General features: G+C 69.4%; 21 protein-coding genes and 1 riboswitch. Of the genes, 12 read left to right on the top strand and 9 right to left on the bottom strand.

The genetic code is table 11. The annotated features are described in order from the left end of the window. Positions 1–112 precede the first annotated feature (112 nt). From ACZ5VQ_RS21700 to ACZ5VQ_RS21685, 4 genes are all read left to right on the top strand, one after another. On the top strand, positions 113–1,468 hold the full coding sequence (locus ACZ5VQ_RS21700; RefSeq protein ID WP_362073625.1) for a sensor histidine kinase: 1,356 nt from the start codon (positions 113–115) through the stop codon (positions 1,466–1,468). Between the two features lie 187 nt (positions 1,469–1,655). Continuing rightward, positions 1,656–2,315: a response regulator transcription factor gene (locus tag ACZ5VQ_RS21695; RefSeq protein ID WP_281198604.1), complete on the top strand. Its 660-nt coding sequence runs from the start codon at positions 1,656–1,658 to the stop codon at positions 2,313–2,315. Between the two features lie 268 nt (positions 2,316–2,583). Further along, the gene (locus ACZ5VQ_RS21690) at positions 2,584–4,512 is read left to right on the top strand and encodes a 2-oxoacid:acceptor oxidoreductase subunit alpha (RefSeq protein ID WP_469106317.1); all 1,929 of its coding nucleotides are present in this window, start codon (positions 2,584–2,586) and stop codon (positions 4,510–4,512) included. Beyond that, positions 4,505–5,599 carry a 2-oxoacid:ferredoxin oxidoreductase subunit beta gene (locus ACZ5VQ_RS21685; protein ID WP_469106316.1) on the top strand — a complete coding sequence of 365 codons (1,095 nt, stop codon included), beginning with the start codon at positions 4,505–4,507 and terminating at the stop codon, positions 5,597–5,599. Before ACZ5VQ_RS21690 ends, ACZ5VQ_RS21685 begins: the two co-directional genes overlap by 8 nt. A gap of 73 nt (positions 5,600–5,672) precedes the next feature. Here the strand turns inward: ACZ5VQ_RS21685 and ACZ5VQ_RS21680 are convergent, their stop codons facing one another. Then, positions 5,673–6,092: a winged helix-turn-helix transcriptional regulator gene (locus ACZ5VQ_RS21680; protein ID WP_469106315.1), complete on the bottom strand. Its 420-nt coding sequence runs from the start codon at positions 6,090–6,092 to the stop codon at positions 5,673–5,675. A 93-nt stretch (positions 6,093–6,185) separates the two neighbouring features. On the opposite strand from ACZ5VQ_RS21680, the gene ACZ5VQ_RS21675 reads away from it, so the two are divergent. Next, positions 6,186–7,040 (top strand): SDR family oxidoreductase, encoded by an 855-nt coding sequence (locus ACZ5VQ_RS21675; protein WP_469106314.1) that lies wholly within the window; start codon positions 6,186–6,188, stop codon positions 7,038–7,040. 198 nt (positions 7,041–7,238) lie between these two features. Further along, on the top strand, positions 7,239–8,294 hold the full coding sequence (rarD, locus tag ACZ5VQ_RS21670) for an EamA family transporter RarD (RefSeq protein ID WP_469106313.1): 1,056 nt from the start codon (positions 7,239–7,241) through the stop codon (positions 8,292–8,294). A 27-nt stretch (positions 8,295–8,321) separates the two neighbouring features. On the opposite strand, the gene ACZ5VQ_RS21665 is transcribed toward rarD, so the two are convergent. The 3 genes from ACZ5VQ_RS21665 to ACZ5VQ_RS21655 form a co-directional block, all read right to left on the bottom strand. Then, entirely contained in the window at positions 8,322–9,554 is a 1,233-nt protein-coding gene (locus ACZ5VQ_RS21665; RefSeq protein ID WP_469106312.1) for a 4-hydroxybenzoate 3-monooxygenase, read from the bottom strand. Between the two features lie 35 nt (positions 9,555–9,589). Next, a complete protein-coding gene (locus ACZ5VQ_RS21660; RefSeq protein ID WP_469106311.1) occupies positions 9,590–9,781 on the bottom strand; it encodes a hypothetical protein in 192 nt (63 codons plus the stop codon). Positions 9,782–9,885: 104 nt separating this feature from the next. Then, positions 9,886–10,482, bottom strand: coding sequence for a CGNR zinc finger domain-containing protein (locus ACZ5VQ_RS21655; RefSeq protein ID WP_469106435.1), 597 nt, complete (start codon positions 10,480–10,482; stop codon positions 9,886–9,888). Between the two features lie 37 nt (positions 10,483–10,519). Here ACZ5VQ_RS21655 and ACZ5VQ_RS21650 point away from each other — a divergent pair, with 37 nt between their 5' ends. The 3 genes from ACZ5VQ_RS21650 to ACZ5VQ_RS21640 all read left to right on the top strand — a co-directional run bounded on the left by ACZ5VQ_RS21650 (position 10,520) and on the right by ACZ5VQ_RS21640 (position 12,983). Further along, positions 10,520–11,014, top strand: a complete 495-nt coding sequence (locus ACZ5VQ_RS21650) for a VOC family protein (RefSeq protein ID WP_469106310.1) — start codon at positions 10,520–10,522, stop codon at positions 11,012–11,014. Between the two features lie 272 nt (positions 11,015–11,286). After that, positions 11,287–12,228 (top strand): M28 family metallopeptidase, encoded by a 942-nt coding sequence (locus tag ACZ5VQ_RS21645; RefSeq protein WP_362073651.1) that lies wholly within the window; start codon positions 11,287–11,289, stop codon positions 12,226–12,228. A gap of 173 nt (positions 12,229–12,401) precedes the next feature. Beyond that, positions 12,402–12,983, top strand: a complete 582-nt coding sequence (locus ACZ5VQ_RS21640; protein WP_469106309.1) for a flavodoxin family protein — start codon at positions 12,402–12,404, stop codon at positions 12,981–12,983. Position 12,984: 1 nt separating this feature from the next. Here the strand turns inward: ACZ5VQ_RS21640 and ACZ5VQ_RS21635 are convergent, their stop codons facing one another. The 5 genes from ACZ5VQ_RS21635 to ACZ5VQ_RS21615 form a co-directional block, all read right to left on the bottom strand. Then, a complete protein-coding gene (locus ACZ5VQ_RS21635; protein WP_469106308.1) occupies positions 12,985–13,893 on the bottom strand; it encodes an ABC transporter permease in 909 nt (302 codons plus the stop codon). Then, positions 13,880–14,947: an ABC transporter ATP-binding protein gene (locus ACZ5VQ_RS21630; RefSeq protein WP_469106307.1), complete on the bottom strand. Its 1,068-nt coding sequence runs from the start codon at positions 14,945–14,947 to the stop codon at positions 13,880–13,882. The genes ACZ5VQ_RS21635 and ACZ5VQ_RS21630 overlap by 14 nt, the downstream gene beginning before the upstream one ends. A gap of 49 nt (positions 14,948–14,996) precedes the next feature. Beyond that, complete coding sequence (locus ACZ5VQ_RS21625) at positions 14,997–16,211, bottom strand: LolA family protein (protein WP_469106306.1); 1,215 nt, start codon at positions 16,209–16,211, stop codon at positions 14,997–14,999. A gap of 346 nt (positions 16,212–16,557) precedes the next feature. Then, positions 16,558–17,589, bottom strand: coding sequence for a CHRD domain-containing protein (locus ACZ5VQ_RS21620; protein WP_469106305.1), 1,032 nt, complete (start codon positions 17,587–17,589; stop codon positions 16,558–16,560). A gap of 172 nt (positions 17,590–17,761) precedes the next feature. Continuing rightward, positions 17,762–18,772, bottom strand: a complete 1,011-nt coding sequence (locus ACZ5VQ_RS21615; protein ID WP_362073669.1) for a polyprenyl synthetase family protein — start codon at positions 18,770–18,772, stop codon at positions 17,762–17,764. 354 nt (positions 18,773–19,126) lie between these two features. Here ACZ5VQ_RS21615 and ACZ5VQ_RS21610 point away from each other — a divergent pair, with 354 nt between their 5' ends. From ACZ5VQ_RS21610 to ACZ5VQ_RS21600, 3 genes are all read left to right on the top strand, one after another. Continuing rightward, positions 19,127–20,656 (top strand): peptide MFS transporter, encoded by a 1,530-nt coding sequence (locus ACZ5VQ_RS21610; RefSeq protein WP_469106304.1) that lies wholly within the window; start codon positions 19,127–19,129, stop codon positions 20,654–20,656. A 28-nt stretch (positions 20,657–20,684) separates the two neighbouring features. Continuing rightward, a complete protein-coding gene (locus ACZ5VQ_RS21605; RefSeq protein ID WP_469106303.1) occupies positions 20,685–22,679 on the top strand; it encodes a CocE/NonD family hydrolase in 1,995 nt (664 codons plus the stop codon). 154 nt (positions 22,680–22,833) lie between these two features. Then, positions 22,834–23,754, top strand: coding sequence for a DUF5959 family protein (locus ACZ5VQ_RS21600; RefSeq protein WP_469106302.1), 921 nt, complete (start codon positions 22,834–22,836; stop codon positions 23,752–23,754). 357 nt (positions 23,755–24,111) lie between these two features. After that, positions 24,112–24,276: riboswitch (cyclic di-AMP (ydaO/yuaA leader) on the top strand.

Raw genomic sequence — 24,276 nt, 5'->3', positions numbered from 1 at the left:
AGAAGGTAGGGAAAACCCCCGCCCCAAGACGCCGACTCGCTCCATGTCCCGGCTGCGCGCGACCGAGCACTGTGGAGTTACAACAGCGGACGAGTAGAAACGGACGGCGGCCATGGCCACGGAGTACGGACAGGGATACGGGTGGGACGGCGGACCCGGGTTCCGCGGGGAGGGCGCCGAGGAGCGGCGGCACCGGCTCCCGGCCGCGCTGCGGGCGCCGGTCGAGGCGCGCAGCTGGCGTGAGTTCGGGTACCTGATGCTGAGCCTGCCGGTCAGCATCATCATGTTCACCTTCGCCGTGACGATGGTGTCGCTCGGCGCGGGCCTGCTGGTCACGTTCCTGGGCATACCGGTGCTCGCCGCTGGCCTCGCGGGCTGCCGCGGTCTCGGCGCGCTGGAGCGGACCCGGGCGCGCGGGCTGCTGGGGCTCGACGTCGCGGCGCCGGAGCCGCTGCGGATGTCGAAGCAGGGCGCGATGGCGTGGGTGGGCGCGATGCTGAAGAGCGGCGCGTCCTGGCGGCATCTGCTGTACGCGGTGCTGCACTTCCCCTGGGCCGTGTTCGCCTTCTCCGTCGCCATCACCTTCTGGGTGTACGGCTGGGCGATGCTGACGTATCCGCTCTGGTTCTGGCTGTTCCCGGTCTACGGCGGGCAGGACGGCATCCAGCTGTACGGGGACCAGGGGCACAGCATCTATCTGGACAACCCCTTCGAGATCACGGTGACCGCGCTGGTGGGCCTGCTGCTCACGATGGCCACGCCGTGGATCGTGCGGGCGCTGACGCAGGTGGACCGGCTGCTGGTGCACGGGCTGCTCGGGCCGTCGCGGCTGGCCACGCGGGTCGTCGAGCTGGAGTCGGACCGGGGCGTCGTGATCGACACGGCGGCGGCCGACCTGCGGCGCATCGAGCGCGATCTGCACGACGGGGCGCAGGCCCGGCTGGTGGCTCTCGCGATGGATCTGGGGCTGGCGAAGGAGAAGCTCACGGAGGATCCGGAGGCGGCGGCGCGGATGGTGGGCGAGGCGCACGGTGAGGTGAAGACGGCGCTTCAGGAGCTACGGGATCTGGCGCGCGGGATCCATCCCGCGGTCCTCACCGACCGCGGTCTGGACGCCGCGCTGTCCTCGGTGGCGTCCCGGTGCACGGTTCCCGTGCAGGTCGAGGTCGATCTGCCGGCCCGGCCGGCGCCGGCGATCGAGGGGATCGCGTATTTCACCGTCTCGGAGCTGCTGCAGAACATCAGCAAGCACTCGCGGGCCACCCGGGCCTCGGTCGATGTCTGGCGGATCGAGAACCGGCTCATGATCCAGGTGGTCGACAACGGTGTGGGCGGCGCGGACGTCGCCGCCGGCTCGGGGCTCGCGGGGCTGGCGGAGCGGCTCGACGCGGTCGACGGCATCCTCGTGGTGGACTCCCCTGTCGCCGGGCCGACTCGCATCACGGCGGAGCTGCCCTGGCGGGGGTGAGTCGTTCCCTTCCCCGGACCCGCCCCTTCCCGAAACAGTTCCCCGCGCCCCTGACGGGGTGCGGTAGGTGGCCCATCCACCCACGAACCGACAACGATTCCCTCACCCACCCTCAGTCGGTCCCGAATGCTGGAATGCTGGGGGTTGACATACGAGCGTGGGGGGCCGAGCAATCGTGGAGGACAGGGTGCGCGTGGTCATCGCCGAGGATTCAGTGCTGCTCAGGGAGGGCCTGACCCGGTTGCTGACCGACCGTGGGCACGACGTGATCGCCGGAGTCGGGGACGGGGAGGCGTTGATCAAGACGATCACGGAGTTCGCTGCGCAGGACGCGCTGCCGGACGTCGTGGTCGCGGACGTACGGATGCCCCCGACGCACACGGACGAGGGCGTGAAGGCGGCCGTGCAGCTGCGCAAGCAGCACCCGGGACTCGGGGTACTCGTGCTGTCGCAGTACGTGGAGGAGCAGTACGCCACCGAACTCCTCGCCGGTTCCAGTCACGGCGTCGGCTATCTGCTGAAGGACCGGGTAGCCGAGGTGAGGGAATTCGTGGACGCGGTCGTCCGCGTGGCCCGCGGCGGCACCGCGCTGGATCCCGAGGTCGTCGCGCAGCTGCTCGGGCGCAGCCGCAAGCAGGACGTCCTCGCGGGGCTGACGCCACGCGAGCGGGAGGTCCTGGGACTCATGGCCGAGGGGCGGACCAACTCCGCGATCGCACGACAGCTCGTGGTCAGCGACGGCGCGGTCGAGAAGCACGTGAGCAACATCTTCATGAAGCTGGGCCTGTCCCAGAGTGACGGGGATCACCGGCGTGTTCTCGCGGTCCTCACCTACCTGAACTCCTGACGACCTGACACTGTGTCAGAAATCCATCACAACGCAAGCACGAGAGCCGGGCATGAGCACGAGAACCAAAGGATGAGCGTCAAGCGTCTTCACAGGTAACGCCGGGGGGCGGATAAATCATGGCAAATCAGGGTGTCCGACGGTCTCAAAAAGGGGTCCACCGTACGAACGGTCAGGGGAAGGCGACCCTTAGCGACGTAGGGTTGGACCCGGGATGGCCTGCGGGAGGGCCGATCCCGGCCAGCCGCCTCGAAGGAGGTTCACTTCAGTGACCAGTCAGGTCAGCAGTCCAGCCGAGCACGCCGACGGAACCGTCGTAGGAGAACAGCGCAAACCGGCGGGCACAAAGGATGTACGCCGGCTGGACCGGGTGATCATCCGGTTCGCGGGGGACTCCGGTGACGGTATGCAGCTCACCGGAGACCGCTTCACCTCCGAGACGGCATCCTTCGGAAACGACCTTTCGACACTGCCGAACTTCCCCGCCGAGATCCGCGCGCCCGCAGGCACCCTGCCGGGCGTTTCGTCTTTCCAGCTGCATTTCGCCGACCACGACATCCTCACCCCCGGCGACGCGCCCAACGTCCTCGTGGCGATGAACCCGGCCGCGCTGAAGGCCAACATCGCCGACGTGCCGCGCGGCGCGGAGATCATCGTCAACACGGACGAGTTCACCAAACGGGCGATGCAGAAGGTCGGCTACGCCACGAGCCCCCTGGAGGACGGTTCGCTGGACGGTTACAGCGTCCACCCCGTCCCCCTCACCACCCTCACCGTCGAGGCGCTCAAGGAGTTCGACCTCACCCGCAAGGAGGCCGAGCGCAGCAAGAACATGTTCGCGCTGGGCCTGCTGAGCTGGATGTACCACCGGCCGACCGAGGGCACCGAGAAGTTCCTGGCCACCAAGTTCGCCAAGAAGCCCGACATCGCGGCGGCCAACATCGCCGCGTTCCGCGCGGGCTGGAACTTCGGCGAGACCACCGAGGACTTCGCCGTCTCCTACGAGATCGCGCCGGCCACCGCGGCCTTCCCGACCGGCACCTACCGCAACATCTCCGGGAACCTGGCCCTGTCCTACGGCCTGATCGCGGCCTCGAAGCAGGCGGACCTGCCCCTCTACCTGGGCTCCTATCCGATCACTCCGGCCTCGGACATCCTGCACGAACTCAGCAAGCACAAGAACTTCGGCGTACGGACCTTCCAGGCCGAGGACGAGATCGCCGGTATCGGCGCCGCACTGGGGGCGGCCTTCGGCGGCTCGCTCGCCGTGACCACCACCTCCGGACCGGGTGTGGCGCTGAAGTCGGAGACGATCGGGCTCGCGGTGTCGCTGGAACTGCCGCTGCTGGTCATCGACATCCAGCGCGGCGGCCCCTCCACCGGCCTGCCCACCAAGACCGAACAGGCCGACCTGCTCCAGGCCATGTTCGGCCGCAACGGCGAGGCACCGGTGCCCATCGTGGCCCCCCGGACCCCCGCCGACTGCTTCGACGCCACCATCGAAGCAGCCCGCATCGCCCTCACCTACCGCACCCCGGTCCTGCTGCTGTCCGACGGCTACCTCGCCAACGGCAGCGAACCGTGGCGGATCCCGGAGACCGACGAACTCCCCGACCTGCGCGTGCAGTTCGCCCAGGGCCCCAACCACACCCTGGACGACGGCACCGAGGTCTTCTGGCCGTACAAACGCGACCCGGGGACCCTCGCCCGCCCCTGGGCGATCCCGGGCACGCCGGGTCTCGAACACCGCATCGGCGGCATCGAGAAGCAGGACGGCACCGGCAACATCTCCTACGACCCCGCCAACCACGACTTCATGGTCCGTACGCGCCAGGCGAAGATCGACGGCATCGACGTACCGGACGTAGAGGTCGACGACCCGAACGCCGCCACCACCCTCGTCCTGGGCTGGGGCTCCACCTACGGGCCCATCACCGCGGCGGTACGGCGGCTGCGGGCGGCCGGGGAGGCGATCGCGCAGGCGCATCTGCGGCACCTCAACCCGTTCCCGGCGAATCTCGGCACGGTGCTGAAGGCGTACGACAAGGTGGTGATCCCCGAGATGAACCTCGGCCAGCTCGCCACCCTGGTCCGGGCGAAATACCTGGTCGACGCCCACTCGTACAACCAGGTCAACGGAATGCCGTTCAAGGCCGAACAGCTCGCCACGGCTCTCAAGGAGGCCATCGATGGCTGAGACGACCACGGAAGGTCCGGGCACGATCGAGGCGCTCACTCTGGTGCCCAAGGCCGAGGCCAGGCAGTCCATGAAGGACTTCAAGTCCGATCAGGAAGTGCGCTGGTGCCCCGGCTGCGGTGACTACGCGATCCTCGCGGCAGTACAGGGCTTCATGCCCGAACTGGGTCTCGCCAAGGAGAACATCGTCTTCGTCTCGGGCATCGGCTGCTCGTCCCGTTTCCCGTACTACATGAACACGTACGGGATGCACTCCATCCACGGCCGCGCCCCCGCCATCGCCACCGGGCTCGCCTCCTCCCGCCGGGACCTGAGCGTGTGGGTGGTGACCGGTGACGGGGACGCGCTGTCCATCGGCGGCAACCACCTCATCCACGCCCTCCGCCGGAACGTGAACCTCAAGATCCTGCTCTTCAACAACCGGATCTACGGACTCACCAAGGGCCAGTACAGCCCGACCAGCGAGGTCGGCAAGATCACCAAGTCCACGCCGATGGGCTCCCTGGACGCACCCTTCAACCCGGTGTCGCTGGCCATCGGCGCGGAGGCGTCGTTCGTGGCGCGGACCGTGGACTCCGACCGCAAGCATCTGACGGAGGTGCTGCGGCAGGCCGCGGCCCACCCGGGCACCGCCCTCGTCGAGATCTACCAGAACTGCAACATCTTCAACGACGGCGCCTTCGAGGTCCTCAAGGACAGGCAACAGGCCGAGGAAGCCGTCATCCGCCTCGAACACGGACGCCAGATCCGCTTCGGCGCCCCGCTCGACAGCGGCCTCGGCTCCAAGGGCGTCGTACGCGATCCGGTGACCGGCGACCTGAAGGTCGTCACCGTCACTCCGGAGAACGAGCCGCAGATCCTGGTCCACGACGCGCACTCCGCCTCGCCCACCACGGCGTTCGCGCTGTCCCGGCTCGCCGACCCGGACACGCTGCACCACACGCCGATCGGCGTCCTGAGGGCCGTCGACCGCCCGGTCTACGACACACAGATGGCCGACCAGCTCGACACGGCCATCGAACAGAACGGCAAAGGCGACCTGTCGGCACTGCTCGCGGGCGGGGACACCTGGACGGTCGTCGGCTGACACCCACACCGTCGTACGGATTCGGTGAGGCCCGGGCTCTTCAGGCCCGGGCCTCACCGTTTGCCCGGCCGGCCTACAGGTCGCCGTTCACCTGGCGCGCCTTCAGCTCGTCGTATGCCTGGCGGGCCTTCAGTACGGCGTCCATCCGCTCCTCGGTCCAGCCCGCGAGGGCCTTCACCTGGTCGGCGGCCTCGCGGCCCAGGTCGGTCAGTGAGTAGTCGACGCGTGGCGGGATGACCGGCTTGGCGTCCCGGTTCACGAGTCCGTCGCGCTCCAGGGTCTGCAGGGTCTGGGTGAGCATCTTCTCGCTGACCCTGCCGATCGCGCGGCGCAGCTCGCTGAAGCGGTAGGGCCGCTCAAGGAGCTCGATCAGGACCAGGACGCCCCAGCGGCTGGTGACGTGCTCCAGCACGAGGCGGTACGGACACATCGCCTCGCCGGTGTCGTACTTGCTGACTGCTTCCTTGCTGACTGCTTCGGTGCTTACGGCCATGCCAGTACCTTACTTCAAAGTGGGTACTTTCGCAGAGTTAGTGCGGCTCCTATGGTTAGTGCCATACCCACCCCACAAGGAGTTGTTTCCACCATGAGCATCGTCGTCACCGGAGCCACCGGACACCTCGGCCGTTTCGTCATCGAGGGCCTGCTGGAGAAGGTCCCGGCCGACCGGATCACGGCCGTCGTCCGCAGTGAGGAGAAGGGGGCGGACTTCGCGGCCCGCGGCGTGAAGCTCGCGATCGCCGACTACAACGCTCCCGAGACCTTCGACGGCCTCTTCTCCGCCGGCGACAAGGTGCTGCTCATCTCGGGCAACGAGTTCGACAAGGGCCGCGTCGCCCAGCACAAGGTCGTCCTCGACGCCGCCAAGGCCGCCGGCGTCGCGCTCCTCGCGTACACCAGCGCTCCGGGCAGCCTGTCCGCCGCGCTGGCCGACGACCACCGCGGCACCGAGGCGGCGATCCTGGAGTCCGGCGTGACGTACGCCCTGCTGCGCAACGGCTGGTACAACGAGAACTACACCGAGAACCTGGCCCCGGTCCTGGAGCACAACGCCGTCGTCCAGGCCGCCGGCGAGGGCAGGATCTCCGCGGCCTCCCGCGCGGACTACGCGGCCGCCGCCGTGGCCGTGCTGACCGGCGAGGGCCACGAGAACAAGACGTACGAGCTGGGCGGCGACACGGCGTTCGGCTTCGCCGAGTACGCGGCCGAGCTGAGCCGGCAGACCGGCAAGGAGATCGCCTACAACTCCGTCCCCGGCGAGGTGTACGAGGGCATCCTGACCGGCGCCGGACTGCCCGCCCCCTTCGCCACGATCCTGGCCGGCGTCGACGCGTCGATCGAGAAGGGCGAGCTGGTCGTCGCCACCGGTGACCTGTCCCGGCTGACCGGCCGGCCGACCACGCCGATCGCGGAGTCGATCGCGGCGGCGCTGAAGGGCTGATCGCCGCCCCCCTTGGAACACCCTCGCTCGCGAGCCACGGGAAGCACCCCGTCTGTCATGACCGTATGGCGATACGGGCATGACAGGCGGGGGCTCTCGGCGCTACCTTCTTGGATGTTGCGCGTGGTTCGGACGCCGCGCGTCCGCAGCGTGGTGAGCCGCGCGTCCGCTGCCTGGGGAAAGTGAGGGGCCGTGCCGGTGGAGTCCAAGGGTGAACAGCACATAGGTCTGGATTCCAAGGGCGAACAGCGGATCGGTCTGCTGAACGGCTTCGCGGCGTACGGCATGTGGGGGCTCGTGCCCCTGTTCTGGCCGCTCCTGCAACCCTCGGGAGCGGCGGAGATCCTCGCCCACCGCATGGTGTGGTCGCTGGGCGTCGTGGTGATCGCGCTCGTGGTGATGCGGCGCTGGGCCTGGGCCGGTCCGCTGCTGCGACAGCCGCGCAGACTGGGCCTGATCACCATCGCGGCGGCCACCATCACGGTCAACTGGGGCGTCTACATCTGGGCCGTGAACGCCGGCCACGTGGTGGAGGCGTCCCTCGGCTACTTCATCAACCCGCTCGTCACCATCGCGATGGGCGTCCTGCTCCTGAAGGAGCGGCTGCGGCCCGCGCAGTGGGCGGCCGTGGGCATCGGCTTCGCCGCGGTGCTCGTACTGACCGTCGGATACGGCCAACCGCCGTGGATCTCCCTCTGTCTCGCCTTCTCCTTCGCGACGTACGGGCTGGTGAAGAAGAAGGTCAACCTCGGCGGTATCGAGTCGCTGGCCGCGGAGACCGCGATCCAGTTCCTGCCCGCGCTGGGCTATCTGCTGTGGCCGTCGTCCCGGGGCGACGCGACCTTCGGCGGCGAGGGCACCGGGCACGCGGCGCTGCTGGCCGCGACCGGTGTGGTGACCGCGCTGCCGCTCGTCTGCTTCGGGGCGGCGGCGATCCGGGTGCCGCTGTCGACACTGGGACTGCTCCAGTACCTCGCGCCCGTGCTGCAGTTCCTGCTCGGCATCCTGTACTTCCACGAGGCGATGCCCGCCGAGCGGTGGGCCGGGTTCGCGCTGGTGTGGGCCGCGTTGTCGCTGCTGACGTGGGATGCGCTGCGGACGGCGCGGAAGTCCAGGATGGTGTTGCGCGAGGCGGCCACCGCCGCCACCGCTGCCACCGCCGCCTCGGAAGCGGCCCGGGAGGCGGCGGCCGCGAGCCCGACCGCCACCCGCGGCACCACCACCAGCGACACCGCCACCAGCAGCAACACGTAGTCGGTGACGCCGTCGTAACCGACGGCGTCAGTAATCCGTGTCCTTGCCGAGGAACAGTTCCGCGAAGCCGGTCGCCGCGGCGGGTGAGGCGAGGATCCGCCGCAGCCTGGCCATCGAGGTACCCGCCTTGAAGGGATCGCCGGACGAGGCGCCGTGGTACACGTCGGAGAGCCACTGCGAGAACTCCTGGTACTGCCACACCCGGCGCAGACAGGCCGCCGAGTAGCCGCGCAGCCCGCTGTCGTCCCCCTTGCCGTAGTACGCGACGAGCGCGTCGCCGAGCAGCAGGGAGTCGTGGATCGCGAGGTTCATGCCCTTAGCACCGATCGGCGCGAGGAGGTGGGCCGCGTCGCCGGCCAGATACAGCCGCCCGTACGCCATCGGCTCCACCACGTAGTTGTGCATGGCCAGGACCCGCTTCTCGATCAGCTTGCCCTCGTTGAGCGGCTGGGCCCCCTCCGCCCCGAGGCGTGCGTGGAGCTCGGCCCACACGCGCTCGTGCGACCAGTTCTCCGGATCGTCGTCGGGCGGGCACTCCAGGTAGTAGCGGGTGACCTGCGGACTGCGGGCCATGTGACCGGCGAACCCGCGCGGATGGATACCGAAGACGACACAGTCGGACGACGGCGGCGCCTCGGCCAGCAGCGCCAGCCAGCCGACACCGAAGTCGTGCCGGGCGACGGTGACGTGCTCCGCGGGCATACGGTCCCGGCTCACCCCGCGTGCGCCGTCGCAGCCCGCGATGAACTCGCAGTCCAGGCGGACCCGTTCACCCGTCTCCGGATCCGTGTACGCCACCGAGGGCCGGTCCGTGTCGATCCCGGCCGGCTCGACGTCTAGGACGCCGAACCGGATGTCGCCGCCCCGGACGTCCGCGTACTCCCGCACCAGGTCCGTCACCAGCAGCGGCTGGGGGTACACGTAGTGGCGGTGGCCCGACACATCGGCGTACGGGAACCTGTGGCGCTCCCCGGCGAACCGGAACTCGCACTCGGTGTGCGCCACGGTGTTCGCCAGGAGCCGGTCCGCCAGGCCCCGCCCCTCCAGCGCGCGGACCGCCCACTCCTCCAGGAAGCCCGCACGCGGCCGCTGTTCGATGAACTCCCTGCTCTCGTTCTCCAGCACCACGCAGTCGACCGAGGCGGCCCGGAGGATGTTGGCGAGGGTGAGTCCCGCGGGCCCCGCCCCCACTATGACGACGCGGGTGCGCTGGGGGCGGGCGGGAGCGGGAGCGGACGGAGCGGAGGCGTCTGCGGTCATGCGAACAGTATGGCGAATCCGGTGTGGCCCGATTGTCAACTCGAAGCCTGCCGGGTGGGGTTGGCGGACGCGTCGGGAATGGCCGCGGTGGTCGAGGTAGCCGTCACGGCAACGGTGGCGGTGGCCGCGGCCGTGGTGGGTGCGGAGGGCGCTCCGGCCGACGGCGGCTTCGTACGGCTTCCGAGGCCGAAGGACGACAGCAGCGCGCCCAGTGTCACCATCGCCACCGGGACGATCAGGGCCGCGCGGAAGGCGGAGAGGGTGGCGTCCGGGTCGGAGCCCCTGAGGAGGTGACGGGAATGGGTAGGGGCGGCGGAGGCGGAAGAAGGCCTCAGCCGTCCCCCTCGGCCCGACGGGCCCGATGCGTGCGGGCCTTCTGGCGGTTGCCGCAGTGTTCCATGGCGCACCAGCGCCGCCGCCCGGGCCGCGAGGTGTCGACGAAGAGCAACGCGCAGTTGTGGGACCCGCACTCCCGGATCCGATCCGCGTACGGCCCGGTGAACAGCTCCACCGCGTCCCGCGCAACGGTGGCCAGCAACCGCGCCCCGGTGGCCCCCGGCGCCCACCCGCGCGACCCGTCCGCCTCGATCCGGGCGGCAAGCGGCGCCCCGGCCGCGGCGGCGTTGACGACGTCAAGCTGACGGGCCTGGAGAGGCCGCCCATGAGCCCGGTCCGCGGCCAGCAGGAAGACCGCGTCGCGCAGGGCTCGCGTTTGCGTCAACTCCCCTTCCGTGACGGTCACTTCAAGCCCGCCGGGCAACCGGCTGCGCTCCACCCAGCGCACCAGATCCGCGGGCTCGTGCAGCACCTCGTACCGCGCGAACTCCCCCGGCCCGCCCGTCGTGACGAGCTCCATGCACAGCGCCCCGGGGTCGAAGCGGAACGACTTCCCCCCGTACGACACGAGAGTCAGTCCGGGCGATTTCATTGCACGCTCACTCACGTAACCACTATAACTGGTTACCATGACAGAGACCCAGCCCCAGCCCCAGACACCCTCGTCGGCACCGGCGCCCCTGCACTGGAAGCTCGTCATCGACGCGGGCGATCCGCACGCGCAGGCCGACTTCTGGGCCGCCACCCTCGGCTATCTGGTCGAGGACCACAGCGCCCTGGTCGAGCGTCTGCTCGGCTTCGGCGCCGTACCGCCCGAGATCACCGTCGAGTCGCACGGCCGCCGAGCCTGGCGCGACGCCGCGGCCGTGCGCCACCCCGACGATCCGTACGACAAGGACAGCGGAACCGGACTCGGACGACGGCTGCTCTTCCAGCGCGTGCCGGAGCCGAAGACGATGAAGAACCGGGTGCACATCGACGTGCACACCGGGGACAGGCCGCGGGAGGGGGAGGTCGCACGGCTGACCGGGCTGGGGGCGGCGACGCTCCGGGAGGTGAAGGAGCAGGGCGGCGAGTGGGTCGTGATGGCGGATCCGGAGGGCAACGAGTTCTGCGTGCACTGACACGCGAGGACCCACCGGGGGCCGAGGTGTCCGTCCGTACGCGGCAACCGGGGATGCCCGCCCGGGCATCCGCCCGTACACGGCAACGAGGAAACGGCCGCCCCCGTCCCCCATCCCCCATGACGCCCCGGAGCGTCATGAGCGACCGCGGTCAGGTGAACTCCAGGGGTCCGCTATGCGAACAGCCCTGACCGGATTGCGCTCTTGACGGAACGTCAGCCTCAGCTTCACCATCAGGCACCCATTCCCGTATGGAATTCGGAGCCCCCCACATGAAGCTCTCTGTTCCCGGACGTGTCACGGGTGCCGCGGTCATAGCCGTCGCCGCACTCCTCACGACGAGCGCGATAGCCGACGCCGCGCCCGCGCGCGTGGCCGCCGCACCCGACATACCCGTCGCCAACGTCAAGGCCCATCTCACCCAGCTGCAGTCCATCGCCACCGCCAACGGCGGCAACCGCGCCCATGGACGCACCGGCTACAAGGCCTCCCTCGACTACGTGAAGGCCAAGCTGGATGCGGCCGGATTCACCACGACCATCCAGCAGTTCACCGCCTCCGGCCGCGTCGGCTACAACCTGATCGCGGACTGGCCCGGCGGCGACGCCAACCAGGTCGTCATGGCGGGCTCCCACCTCGACAGCGTCACGACGGGGGCCGGCATCAACGACAACGGCTCTGGCTCGGCGGCCGTACTGGAAGCCGCGCTCGCCGTGTCCCGCGCCCAGTACCAGCCCACGAAGCATCTGCGGTTCGCCTGGTGGGGAGCGGAGGAGCTGGGCCTGGTCGGCTCGCGCTACTACGTCAACAGCCTCTCCACCGCCAACCGCGCCAAGATCAGCGGTTACCTCAACTTCGACATGATCGGGTCGCCGAACCCCGGCTACTTCGTCTACGACGACGACCCGGCCATCGAGAAGACCTTCAAGGACTTCTACGCGGGTCTCGGCGTCGCCACCGAGATCGAGACCGAGGGCGACGGCCGCTCGGACCACGCCCCCTTCAAGAGCGCGGGCATCCCCGTCGGCGGCCTCTTCACCGGCGCGAGCAACACCAAGTCCGCGGCCCAGGCCGCCAAGTGGGGCGGCACGGCGGGCCAGTCGTTCGACCGCTGCTACCACTCCTCGTGCGACACGACGTCGAACATCAACGACACCGCCCTGAACCGGAACAGCGACGCACTGGCGTACGCGGTCTGGGAGCTATCGGAGTAGCCGGACAGGCGGATCCACTCCGGCAGACTCCGGTCGGATCCGGTCGGCTCCAGACGACTCCGGACGACTCCGGTCCGCCGCGGCCCGATCTCCGGGGTAGCCGACGACTGCATGCGTGTGCATATACTGCGTACGCATGCAGTCGTCGTACGCCTTCCATGACGGAGCCGCTCATGACCCGCCACTTCCTGTTCCTCCTGGGCAGCGCCCGCGACAGCGGCAACACCGAGCTCCTGGCCCGCAAGGCCGCGGAACAACTGCCGGCCGACGTCACACAGCGCTGGCTGAGTCTCACCGAGCATTCGGTGCCCGACTTCGAGGACCTGCGCCACGACAGCGACCATGTCCGGCCGTCCGGCGACAACACGGCCCTGCTGCTCGACGCCACGCTCGCGGCGACGGACCTCGTCATCGCCTCCCCCCTGTACTGGTACTCCCTGTCCGCGCACACCAAGCGCTACCTGGACCACTGGTCGGGCTGGCTGCGCACCCCGGGTCTCGACTTCAAGAAGACGATGGCCGGGCGCACGCTGTGGGGCGTCACCGCCCTCGCGCACGAGGAGGAAGAGGTCGCCGACCCGCTGATCGGCACGCTCAACCACTCGGCCGCGTACATGGGGATGCGATTCGGCGGCGTCCTCCTCGGCAACGGCAGCAAGCCCGGGGACGTCCTGACCGACTCCGCCGCCCTGACCCGCGCCAAGACGTTCTTCGCGCAGGAGCCCCCGCTCGCCCGCTTCCCGTACGACGGCTGAGCTACGCCGTGATGTCCTTCGCCGTGAACCGCGCCCACGCCGCCGCGCCGAACACCGCCGCGTACAGCCCCTGGAGCTGCAGGTTGCGTATCAGGTCGTCCCAGTAAATCGGGTCGCGCATGAGGTCGGCGAAGGACAGCCAGTAGTGCGAGAAGAAGTACGGCTGTATCGCGTGGAGCTGGGGGATCTGGTCGAGGATCTGCACGGTGATGAGCAGGCCGACGGTCGTCGCCATCGCCGCGATCCCGCTGTTCGTCAGGGTCGAGACGAACAGGCCGAGGGCCGCGATCCCGATCAGTGACGCGGCGACGGCCAGGGCGATCAGCAGCGCCCGCCCGAGCCCCTCGCCGAAACTGATCCGCGTGCCGGAGATCGTCGTCAGTTCGCCCAGTGGGAACAGGAGCGCGCCCACGATGAGCGCCGAGGTCGCCACCACGAGGGTCGCGATGACGCAGAAGGCCAGCGTGGTCGCGTACTTGGTGATCAGCAGGCGGGTCCGGCCGGCCGGGGCGACCAGCAGATAGCGCAGTGTCCCCGCGTTGGCCTCGCCCGCTATCGCGTCGCCCGCGACGACGCCGACCGCCATCGGCAGGAAGAACGGCAGGGTGGCGGCGAGTGCGGTGAAGACCAGGAACAGTCCGTTGTTGGTGATCTGCGCGATGAAGGCGGGCCCCTCGCCTCCGCCTCCTCCGGCCGACGAACCGTCGCTCGTCTCGATCTTGACCGCGATCCCGACCAGCACCGGCACCGCGGCCAGCACGGCGAGCAGCGCGATCGTCCGCCACCGCCGGAGTGTGGTCCCCAGCTCGTTGCGCAGCAGGCCGAGGGTCCACAGCGGCGTCGGCGTCCGTACCCCGGCCGCGGTCTTCGCGGCCTGGGCCGGCGGCTCGGTGAGTTCAGCCCGCGACATCGAATCCCTCCCCCGTGAGCGCCACGAATGCGTCCTCCAGCGAGGCCCGTTCGACCCCGAAGCCCCGGACGCGGACGCCCGCCGTCACCAGTGCCGCGTTCACCTCGGCGAGTTCGCGGTCCGGTGGCTCGGCGGTCACACGGTCCTCGGCGACCACGACATCGCTCACGCCCTGTTCCTTCAGCACCCGGGCCGCGTCGCCAGGATCCGGTGTCGTCACGACGAGTCGGCCCCGCGCGCCCGCGGCGAGGTCGGCCACCGGCCCCTGGGTGATCAGCCGTCCCTGGGCCATCACCGCCACGTGCGTACACACCTGCTCGATCTCGTCCAGCAGATGCGAGGAGAGGAAGACGGTGGTGCCGTCCGACGCCAACTCCCTCACCAGGGAACGGATTTCCCGCATCCCCTGCGGGTCGAGCCCGTTGGTCGGCTCGTCCAGCACCAGCAGTCGGCGCGGTTGCAGCAGAGCCGCCGCGAGTCCGAGCCGCTGCTTCATCCCCAGGGAGTACGCCTTCGCCTTCTTGCCCGCGGCTGCCGTCAGGCCGACGCGGTCCAGCGCGGCCGCGACGCGCGTACGCCGGGTGCGCGGGTCGGCGGTCGGGTCGGCCGAGTCGTAGCGCAGGAGGTTGTCGCGGCCGGAGAGGAAGCCGTAGAGAGCCGGTCCCTCGATGAGCGCGCCGACGTGCGGCAGCACGGTGCTCGTGGCGCGCGGCATGGGCTGCCCCAGCACGCGCGCCGTGCCGGACGTCGGCTCGATCAGGCCCATCAGCATTCTGATGGTGGTCGTCTTGCCGGAGCCGTTCGGTCCGAGGAAGCCGAAGACGCTGCCCGCCGGGACGGCCAGGTCGAGGCCGTCGACGGCGAGCTGTCCGCCGCGGTAACGCTTGGTGAGCGCGCGGGTGGCGATCACGGTGTCACCCGTGTCCGCGGTCGCTGCCGCGTCCGCCGCCGTGTCACCGGCCTTCGCCGTGTGACCGGCCTCCGCCGTGTCGCCCGCGTCGGCCGTGCCGCTCTCACCTGCCATGTCCCCGTCCGCGGTGGACAGTTCCGCCATCGACTCCCTCACTTCGCCTTTCCCACAAGGGGCTCCGGGACCGCGTGCGCTACTTCGCCGCGTTGGCCGCCTTCACCAGCGCGTCCTTGGTGACCGCGCCCGCGTAGACCTTGCCGTCGTCCGTGATGAGCGCGTTGACCAGGCGGGTCGAGAAGACCGTGCCCGAGCCGAACTTGCCGGTCACGTGGTCGCCCAGCGAGTCGAGGAAGCGACCCGCGTCGCCCGCGCCGGAGGACTCCGACGGCAGGCCCTCGCCGCCGGTGTCGAACTGGGCTATGGAGCTCCAGCCCTCACCGATGACGTTCAGGCCCTGGAACTCCTTGCCCAGGTCCTCGCCGCCCTTGGGCCGCGCCCGGTCCGCCTTGCCCTCGGCCTTCGCCTCGTCGCCCTCGGTGACCTTCGTGCCCTTGGGCGGGCTGAAGTCGAAGGTGGACGCGGCCGGCTTGGAGAAGTCGACCTTGGTGAAGCCCGCGTCGATGACGGCCGCGCCGCCGCTCGCCGGGGTCAGCGTGAACTTCAGGGGCAGCCCGGTCTTCGAGTCCACCGCGATGGAGATCGCGCCGACCGTCGAACCGGATGCCTTGGGCTTGATCAGCAGCTTGTAGGCGTCGCGGCCCGCGACCTGCGCCGTACCGTCGACGGTCACGGATGTCGTGTCGTCGGCCGCCTTCAGTGCCTCGTCGGCCAGTTCCTTGGGAGTGGCCGGCACGTCCTCGGACTTGCCCTTCGTCCCCTTCTCGTCGGCGCCGGAGGAGTCCTTCATGTGGTACGCCTCGTTCGACGCGCTGTCGTACGCCCACACCTCGTCGCCGTTGTGGATCACGCTGTACTCGGCGGCCTTGTCGAGCAGTGAGAGCTTCTGCTTGTCCTCGCCGTCGGACGCGACCCGCAACGTGTGCGTACCGGACGCCAGTTCAAGCAGCTTGGACGACGGGTCCGCGGAGGAACCCGAGTCGTCGCCGCCTCCGCCCATTCCGCCGCCGAGGCTGCTCTCCAGGCCGCCGAGGTTCGGCAGGCCGAGGTCCGTGCTGATCTTCACCGTGCCGGACAGCTGCTGTACGTCCGACGCCGCGATCTTCTCGATGAGCTGCTGGGCGGTGATGTCCGGCAGGTCCGGGTCGCCGGAACCGGCGAACGCCGGGACGAGCCCGATGGTCGCCGCCGCCACCCCCAGCACCGCGACGGGGACGACGTACCGAGCGGCTTTGCGTCGGCCGGTGCGCAGGTCCTCGTTCGTGTTGTCGTCGGATTCGTACGGTGCCATGTGTGCCCTACCTCCGTTGTCGGCGGCTGATGCACTCGTCCACCCCTGGCCGCCATTGTCACCCGAACTCCTGTGAAGTGGTGTGTCCAATCTGACCAAATCGGCCGGCGGAAAGCATCAGACCTCGGAGCCAACTCCGTGTACACCTGCGGTATGACATGGGTGGACGGCGCCTCCCCCGACCCGTAGGGGTCGTGCGGGGAAGACGCCGTCCGTGTATCTCGCCGGAGCCGGGTGAAACCCTTTCAGATCCGGGTGGATCACTTCCTGATCCCGGGTGGATGGCTTCCCGATCCGGGTGGATGGCTTCGCGATCCGGCGAATCAGCCGGTGGTCAGCGTGCTGTTCACCGGTTCACGAACACGTAGTCCGCCCCGTACGGAACTCCCACGATCTTGCCCACCTTGCAGGACCCGGCCGGAGCCACCCCACCCACGGTGTTCAGCCGCAGGATCTCCGCGGTGCCCGCGAGCAGCCCCCGGTGCTTGCCGGACTGCGTGGCCCTGAGGTCCAGTTCGGGGATGTTCTTGTCGCCGTTGGGGGTCTTGGAGATCAGCGCGCCGGTGACGGCGCTGCGGTCGGCCGCGATCCACTGCGGAGTACCCGAGTTGGGCTTCACGAACGAGTGCGCGATGGGACCGCCGAGCACAGCGGCCACGTCACGCTGGGCGAAGGACGTGGTGCCGTCGGCCGCCCTCTTGCACTCGTAGATCTGCTTGCCCTTGATGACGGACGCCTGGAAGTTGTTCAGCGCGTGCCGGAAGTCGAACTTCGTCGTGACCTTGTGGAGCTGGCCGCGGACGGCTCCGCCCGGGAACTCGGCGGTGTGCAGATTGGCGTAGAAACCGCCCGGGTCGGCCTTCAGCTGCCCGAGCAGTGCGGCGTCCTTGACCTTGACCGTGCCGGTGACCGTGCGGCCCCTGGCGTTGTCCAGCAGCTTGGTGAAGTCGACCTTGATACCGCCGTTGACCCCCTTGGCGCCCTGGTGGATGTGGAGCAGGGTCGGCTTTCCGGTGCCGCGCCACTTGACGGCGACGGACACCTTGTCCCCCTTGACCTTGACGAACTGGAGCGCCGCGCCGTCCTTGTCACCGACGGCGGGGCCGCCCTGCACCGGCACCTCGTTGGCACCGTTCAGGCTCGCGGCGAGGATGGTGCCACCGCTGCCGCCGGCGAGAGCGCCGCTCTGTACCTCGATGGACTGGCCCCCGTGCCCCGAGTGGCCCACGCTCGCGCTCTCGCTCGAACCCTTGCCGGAGCTCCCGCTGTCGGCGACCGCCGGGATGACGGCGGCGGCGACTCCGGCCGCGGTGGCCACCGCGACGCCGGTCATGACGAGCTTCTTACGACGCTGTGCGAACGTAACGATTGTCCCCATGATTCTTTTTTCTCCCCGTAGTTCCACTGACGCCCCCTGCGTCAGCTTCTATGAATGAACTACGGACGGGATCCGAGATTGGACTTGTTCCAGGTCTGTGACCTGCATCACATGCAGTGAGGATCTTGGAGACTGCCCGAGGGGGTCTTGGGAAAACGGGGAGACGCGCAGGTCAGCCCGCCCGGTGGACCACCGCGTCGCACAGCTCCACCAGCGCCGCCTTCGCGTCGCACTCGGGGAGCGGCGCCAGCGTGGCGCGGGCGTCCTCCGCGTACCGCACGGTGTCGCGGCGGGCCAGGTCCAGGGCCGGGTGCACCCGCAGCCTGGCCAGCGCCTCGGCGTGCCGCGCGTCGTCGGACAGGTCCGAGGCGAGCAGCTCCGACAGCGCGATGTCCTCGGCGAGCCCCAGCCGCTCCACGCGCTCGCGCAGCCGCAGCACGGGCATCGTCGGGATGCCCTCGCGCAGGTCGGTGCCCGGCGTCTTGCCGGACTCGCGCGAGTCACTGGCGATGTCCAGCACGTCGTCGGCGAGCTGGAAGGCGACGCCGAGCCGCTCGCCGTACTGCGTCAGCACGTCGACGACCGTCTCGTCGGCGCCCGACATCATCGCGCCGAATCGTCCCGCCACGGCGATCAGCGAGCCGGTCTTGCCGCTGAGCACGTCCATGTAGTGGTCGATCGGGTCGCGCCCGTCGCGCGGCCCCGCCGTCTCCAGGATCTGGCCGGTGACCAGCCGCTCGAACGCCTCCGCCTGGATGCGTACGGCCTCGGGGCCGAGGTCGGCCAGTATGTGCGAGGCCCGCGCGAAGAGGAAGTCGCCGGTGAGGACCGCGACCGAGTTGCCCCAGCGGCTGTTGGCACTGGGCACTCCGCGGCGCACGTCCGCCTCGTCCATCACGTCGTCGTGGTACAGCGTGGCGAGGTGGGTCAGCTCGACGACCACGGCCGAGGGCACGACACCCGGCGCGTACGGGTCGCCGAACTGTGCGGCGAGCGTCACGAGCAGCGGCCGGAACCGCTTGCCGCCCGCGCGCACGAGGTGCTGCGCGGCCTCCGTGATGAACGGGACCTCGCTCTTGGTGGCTTCGAGCAGTCCCTCCTCGACAGCCGCCAATCCGGCCTGGACATCGGCTTCGAGAGCCTGGTCCCGCACGCTCAGCCCGAACGGCCCGACGACGGTCACGAGGGTCTCCTGTCTGCTGACGCTCTCAGCGGCGGTCTCTGGATGCTCTGAGTGTGCTGTGCCTGCTGGGTACTACAGGTGCTGCGGATGCTGTGGGTGTTTGTCGATGTGTCGCTGCTGGCACTCAAGTCAGCGTATCCGGTCGCCTTTCGATCACAGTGAGCGCCCGCCCGTCACCTGCCACCACCCTGCCTGACACGCTCCACCTGCCCCCTTTTGCCCCCCGCTCCCAGCCGGGCGGTATCCGATCACGGAAGGTATGTTCTTGATCTGCCGATACGACTGATACATCCGGTACTGACGACACATGCGGTACGTCCTGAAAGCGAGCCATTTTTCAGGAAGTGATGCTTCTTGTCCCGCGACACGATCGAGTCCGACCCTGATCCGGAGCCCGATCCGGAGCCCGGTGGCCCGCCCTCGGGCCCCGCCGACGACCATGCCTTCCTCGGACAGCCCAGGGGTCTGCTCACCCTCTCGGGCCTGGAGGTCTGGGAGCGGTTCTCGTTCCTGGGGATGCAGGCGATCCTCGTCCTGTACTTCGCGGACACGGTGGCCCACGGCGGCATGGGCATGTCCGCCGGAACGGCCGCGTCCGTCTCGGCCGCGTACGGGACGCTGGTCTATCTGGTCTCGGTGGCCGGCGGCTGGCTGGCCGACCGCATCCTCGGCTCGTACCGGGCGGTCCTGTGGGGCGGCGTCCTGATCGCCTGCGGCCACTACGCGATGGCGGTGCCCACCGCGGCCATGACCTGGGCGGGACTCGGCCTGATCAGCGCGGGCACGGGCCTGCTGAAGCCGAACGTCGCCACCATGGTCGGCAAGCTCTACCGCACCGACGACGACCGCCGCGACGCCGGTTTCGCCGTGTACTACATGGCGATCAACATCGGCGCCTTCGCGGGCCCGCTGATCACCGGCTGGCTCGGCGACCACCAGGGCTGGCACTGGGGCTTCTCGGCGGCCGCGGTCGGTATGACCCTCGGTCTGATCCAGTACGTCGCGGGCCGCCGTCACCTGGCCGGACGCAGGAACATGGCCGAGTTCGCGCTGCCGCTGGCGTCCATGCGCAGGGCCGTCCGCCTGATCGCCCTCGGCCTGCTGGTGGCGGCCGTCCTCGCGGTCCTGCTGGCCGCCGCCGGATGGCTGACCATGAGCCGGTTCGTGGACCTGCTGACCCTGATCTCGGTGATCGCGCCGGTGGTCTACTTCGCGGTGATGTTCACGAGCCCCCGGGTGACGCCCGGGGAACGGGGCCGACTGCGCCCGTACATCGTGCTGTTCCTGGCCTCCACGGTCTTCAACTTCATCCTCTTCCAGGCGTACTCGACGATGATGCTGCTGGCCGCGTCCAACGCCGGGACGACGATCCTCGGCTTCGACTTCCCCGCCAGTTGGTACGCGTCCGCCCTGGGCGCCTTCGAGGTGGCACTCGCGCCGGTCGTGGCCGCGCTGTGGGTGCGGACGGGGCACAGCCAGCCGCACGCCTCCAACAAAATCGCGTTCGGGGTCGTGCTGGGAGGCCTGTCCTTCCTCCTGATGGTGCTGCCGACCTCCGGCCATGACAACGACGACTACCTGATGTCGGCCTGGTGGATCGTCGGCTCGTACCTCCTGCTGGGGCTCGGCGACGTCCTCCTGGAGACCTCCGGCATGTCGGCCACCACCAAGCTCGCCCCGCGGGCCTTCGCCAGCCAGACGATGTCCCTCTGGTTCCTCTCGCTGGCGCTCGCCAACGGCATCCAGGCCCAGACCGTGAAGCTCTACGACGACGTCTCCAAGCCCGCCTACTTCGGCGTCAACGGCGCGATCGCCGTCGCTGCGGGCCTGCTCGTGATCGCCGCCGCGCCCTGGCTGCGCCGCACGATGCACCCGGTCCACTGAGACCCCACAGGCCCTGGAGGTCACCGCCATGCGCATCCGTACGTCCTTCCCCTACGAGACGACTCACGAGGACTTCCGCGTTCCCCTCCCGGACGGAACCAAGCTCTACGCGCGCGTGTGGCGCCCGCTCACCGACGAACCCGTACCGGCCCTGCTCGAATACCTGCCCTACCGCCTGACCGACTGGACGGCCCCGCGCGACTGGCAGCGCCACCCCTGGTACGCGGGGCACGGCTATGCCTCCGTACGCGTGGACATCCGGGGGCACGGCAACTCCGAGGGCATGCCCGGCGACGAGTACTCGGCGACGGAGCTGGCCGACGGGGTCGAGGTCGTCAACTGGCTCGCCGCCCAGCCCTGGTGCTCGGGAAAGGTCGGCATGTTCGGCATCTCCTGGGGCGGCTTCAACTCCCTCCAGATCGCGGCCCTCGCGCCCGAGCCGCTCAAGGCGGTCGTCACGGTCTGCTCGACGGACGACCGCTATGACAACGACGTGCACTACATGGGTGGTTCCGTGCTCGCCGTCGACATGCACGCGTGGGCGGCGACCATGCTCGCGTTCGTCTCCCGCCCGCCGGATCCGGTCTACGCGGGCGAGGCCTGGCACGACCTGTGGATCAAACGACTGGAGACCGTCGATCCGTTCCTGCACACCTGGCTGGCGCACCAGACGAGGGACGACCACTGGCGCCGCGGCAGCGTGTGCGAGGACTACCCGGCGATCCGGGCGGCGGTGCTCGCGGTCGGCGGCTGGCACGACCCGTACCGGGACACGGTCCTGCGCCTGGTGGAACACCTCCCCGCGGACCGCGTACGGGGGATCGTCGGGCCGTGGTCGCACCAGTACCCCGACCGGGGCCTGCCGCCCGGCCCGGCGATCGGCTTCCTCCAGGAGACGCTGCGCTGGTGGGACCACTGGCTCAAGGGCACCGAGACCGGGATCATGTCCGAGCCGCTGCTGCGCTCGTACGTCAGCGACTCCCACCCGCCCGCGACCGTGTACCCGACGCTGCCGGGCCGCTGGGTCGGCGATCCGTCCTGGCCCTCTCCCCTGGTGGCCCCGGTGACGTACGCCCTCGGGGGTGAGCCCGTGGTGGTCCGGTCCCCTCAGCACACGGGGGTCGACGCCGGCCGTTTCTTCCCCTTCGGCAACGACGCGGACCTGCCGCCCGACCAGCGGGACGAGGACGCGAGGTCGGCGTGCTTCGACTTCGAGGTCCCGGAGGAGATCTGGGTGCTGGGCCGCCCGCGCGTGCGCCTGAGGCTCACCACGGAGGCGACGCGAGGACAAGTAGTGGCCCGAATCTGCGACGTGGCCCCCGACGGCTCCTCGACCCTCGTCACCCGAGGCGTCCTGAACCTGTCAGCCCGTCATGGCCGTGACCAGGTCGTTCCCTGGAAACCGGGCTCTACGGAGGATGTGACTTTCGACCTGAACGCGATCGGCCACGCCTTCCCTCCGGGCCATCGCGTCCGTCTCGCCGTCTCCTCCGCGTACTGGCCGTGGATCTGGCCCCAGCCGGGTTCGGAGGCGGGCTCCACCCTCACCCCTTCGGGGAGCGTGCTGGAACTCCCGCTCCGCGCACAGGAGTCGGACCCTTCCATCTCCTTCGGGGAGCCGGAGCAGGCGGAACCCATGGGGGTCAACTTCCCCGCGACACTGGACGAGCCGCGCCCCGAGCGTCTCGTCGTCCGCGATGTCGCCAAGGGCGAGTGGCGCCTGGAGGTGGACCCGCGGTACGGAGGCACCCGGGTGTATCCCGACGGCCTCGAATTCACCGAGGAGGCCCTGGACACGTACACGATCGTCGAGTCGGACCCGCTGTCGGCCCGCGCCCGCTCGGACTGGTTCGTCCGGCTGCACCGGCCGGACCTGCCGTGGGACGCGAGCGTCGAGGCGCACTCCGAAACCACCTGCGACGAGGCGGACTTCATCACCTCGAACGAGGTGATCTGCAAGGACGGTCACGAGGTGGTGTTCCACCGCACCTGGGAGAAAAGGATTCCGCGGACCGCGGGGTGAGCTCGTACGCTCCCCGCATGACGGCGAACGCGTACGTGGGCCACACGACCGCGGACGCGTGTGCAGGTCCCACGACTGCGGTCGCGTATGCAGGTCCCACGACCGCGGACGCGTACGTAGGCCGTGCGACCGCAGACGCGTATGTAGAGACCCCATGACCGCGTACGCCTATGTGGGGCCCGAAGACATAAGGGAGGCCGTCCGGTCCAGCGGGGGCGGCGCCCGGATACGGACCCCGGCCGACCTCGACGCCTTCCTGTCCGCCCGCCCCGCCGACGAACTCGCCGAGCCGTTCACCTTCGTCGTCGACACCTCCATGACCCTGCGCCTGGCTCCACGCCGATCCGAACACGTGGCCTGCGCGGACGGGAAACCGGTGCGCGCCGCCGGGGAGTTGGGCTTCGCGCGGACCTCTTCCGGCTGGGCGGTCACGTACGCGAGCAACCAGTCCACCGGTTACTGCCCCGACCCCGAGTCGTGGCGGTCGCTCGCGGCGGCCCTCACCCGTGTGAGCATCGACCGCGCCGGCGCCCACACCGGCGGCTACACACACCCGATCACCTACCGCCGCTGCCCGTCCTGCGCCGAGTGGAACTCCGTACAGGACGCCCACTTCGTCTGCGCCCTCTGCGACGCCGACCTCCCGGCCGACCACCGCACCGGCCCGACGGACCTCGCGCTCCTCGCCGACGAGGAGGGCAATTCGGTCAGGATCACGGTCCTCGGCCGGCACCCGCGGATGGTGGCAGGTCTCGCGGCCGAGATCGTCGTGGAGACGCCTTTCGTCAGCGGCCGCCTCGAACTCGCTCTGTGGCGCCGCCGACTTGAGACCTGGGGGCACGCCCTGGACGCCGCATTGCACCGCGGCGAGGACATCGCATGGATGACGGTGGAGCGAGGCCCGTCGATTTCCATTCGGCTCACGGGAGAACGGGATTGCCCCGAGGTGATCGTGGAGGACGACACGATTTCCATGGCCACCGTGTGCGTCCCCGTCGATCTTCCCCGGAACTGGATCGACAGCCACCGGCAGAAACTGCGTGACGTACTGACCCTCTGGAACCCGGAGGACTGAACTCTCCGGAATCCCGAAGAGCAGCGAGAACGTTTCTGGATAAATAGCCCCTTATGCTGACTGGGCGGACATCCAGACTCCGCCCGACTTGCCCGTATTACGCACGTGTCGCACTTAATTCCCCACCTGCGCCAGTGAATTGAGTCACGTCGGCCCGGGGCCGCAGTTTTGCCGAGCCGGTCGATTCACCTTTGCTCAAAGCAAGTTGAACTTTGCCTTCCGAATGGATCAAGAATTCCCATCCGCCCCGAACAGGTAAATGGCATCGCGATGTGAATTCTGGGCTTGTTCACGGCATGTGCTCTCGCATACGTTCACGTCACTCCGGATGGACCGCCTAATCCTGCCGCCGCCCGGAGATCCCAACCACCCATTCACTCGCGTACGGCAGGAGCGGGGGACCCAGGTAGGCCGCCGGTCCGGATTCCGGAACGGCTCGGGGTGAAGCCGCGTGCAGCATGCGGCCGGGCAGCTCCCGCCCGAACCCGACAGCTCACCTCGCAGGCGTCGGAGAGGAAACGC

It is taken from the genome of Streptomyces sp. NPDC033178 (genome assembly GCF_055577685.1).
The sequence above is the reverse complement of the archived record's forward strand: the minus strand, read 5'-3'. Positions and strand labels throughout refer to the sequence as shown.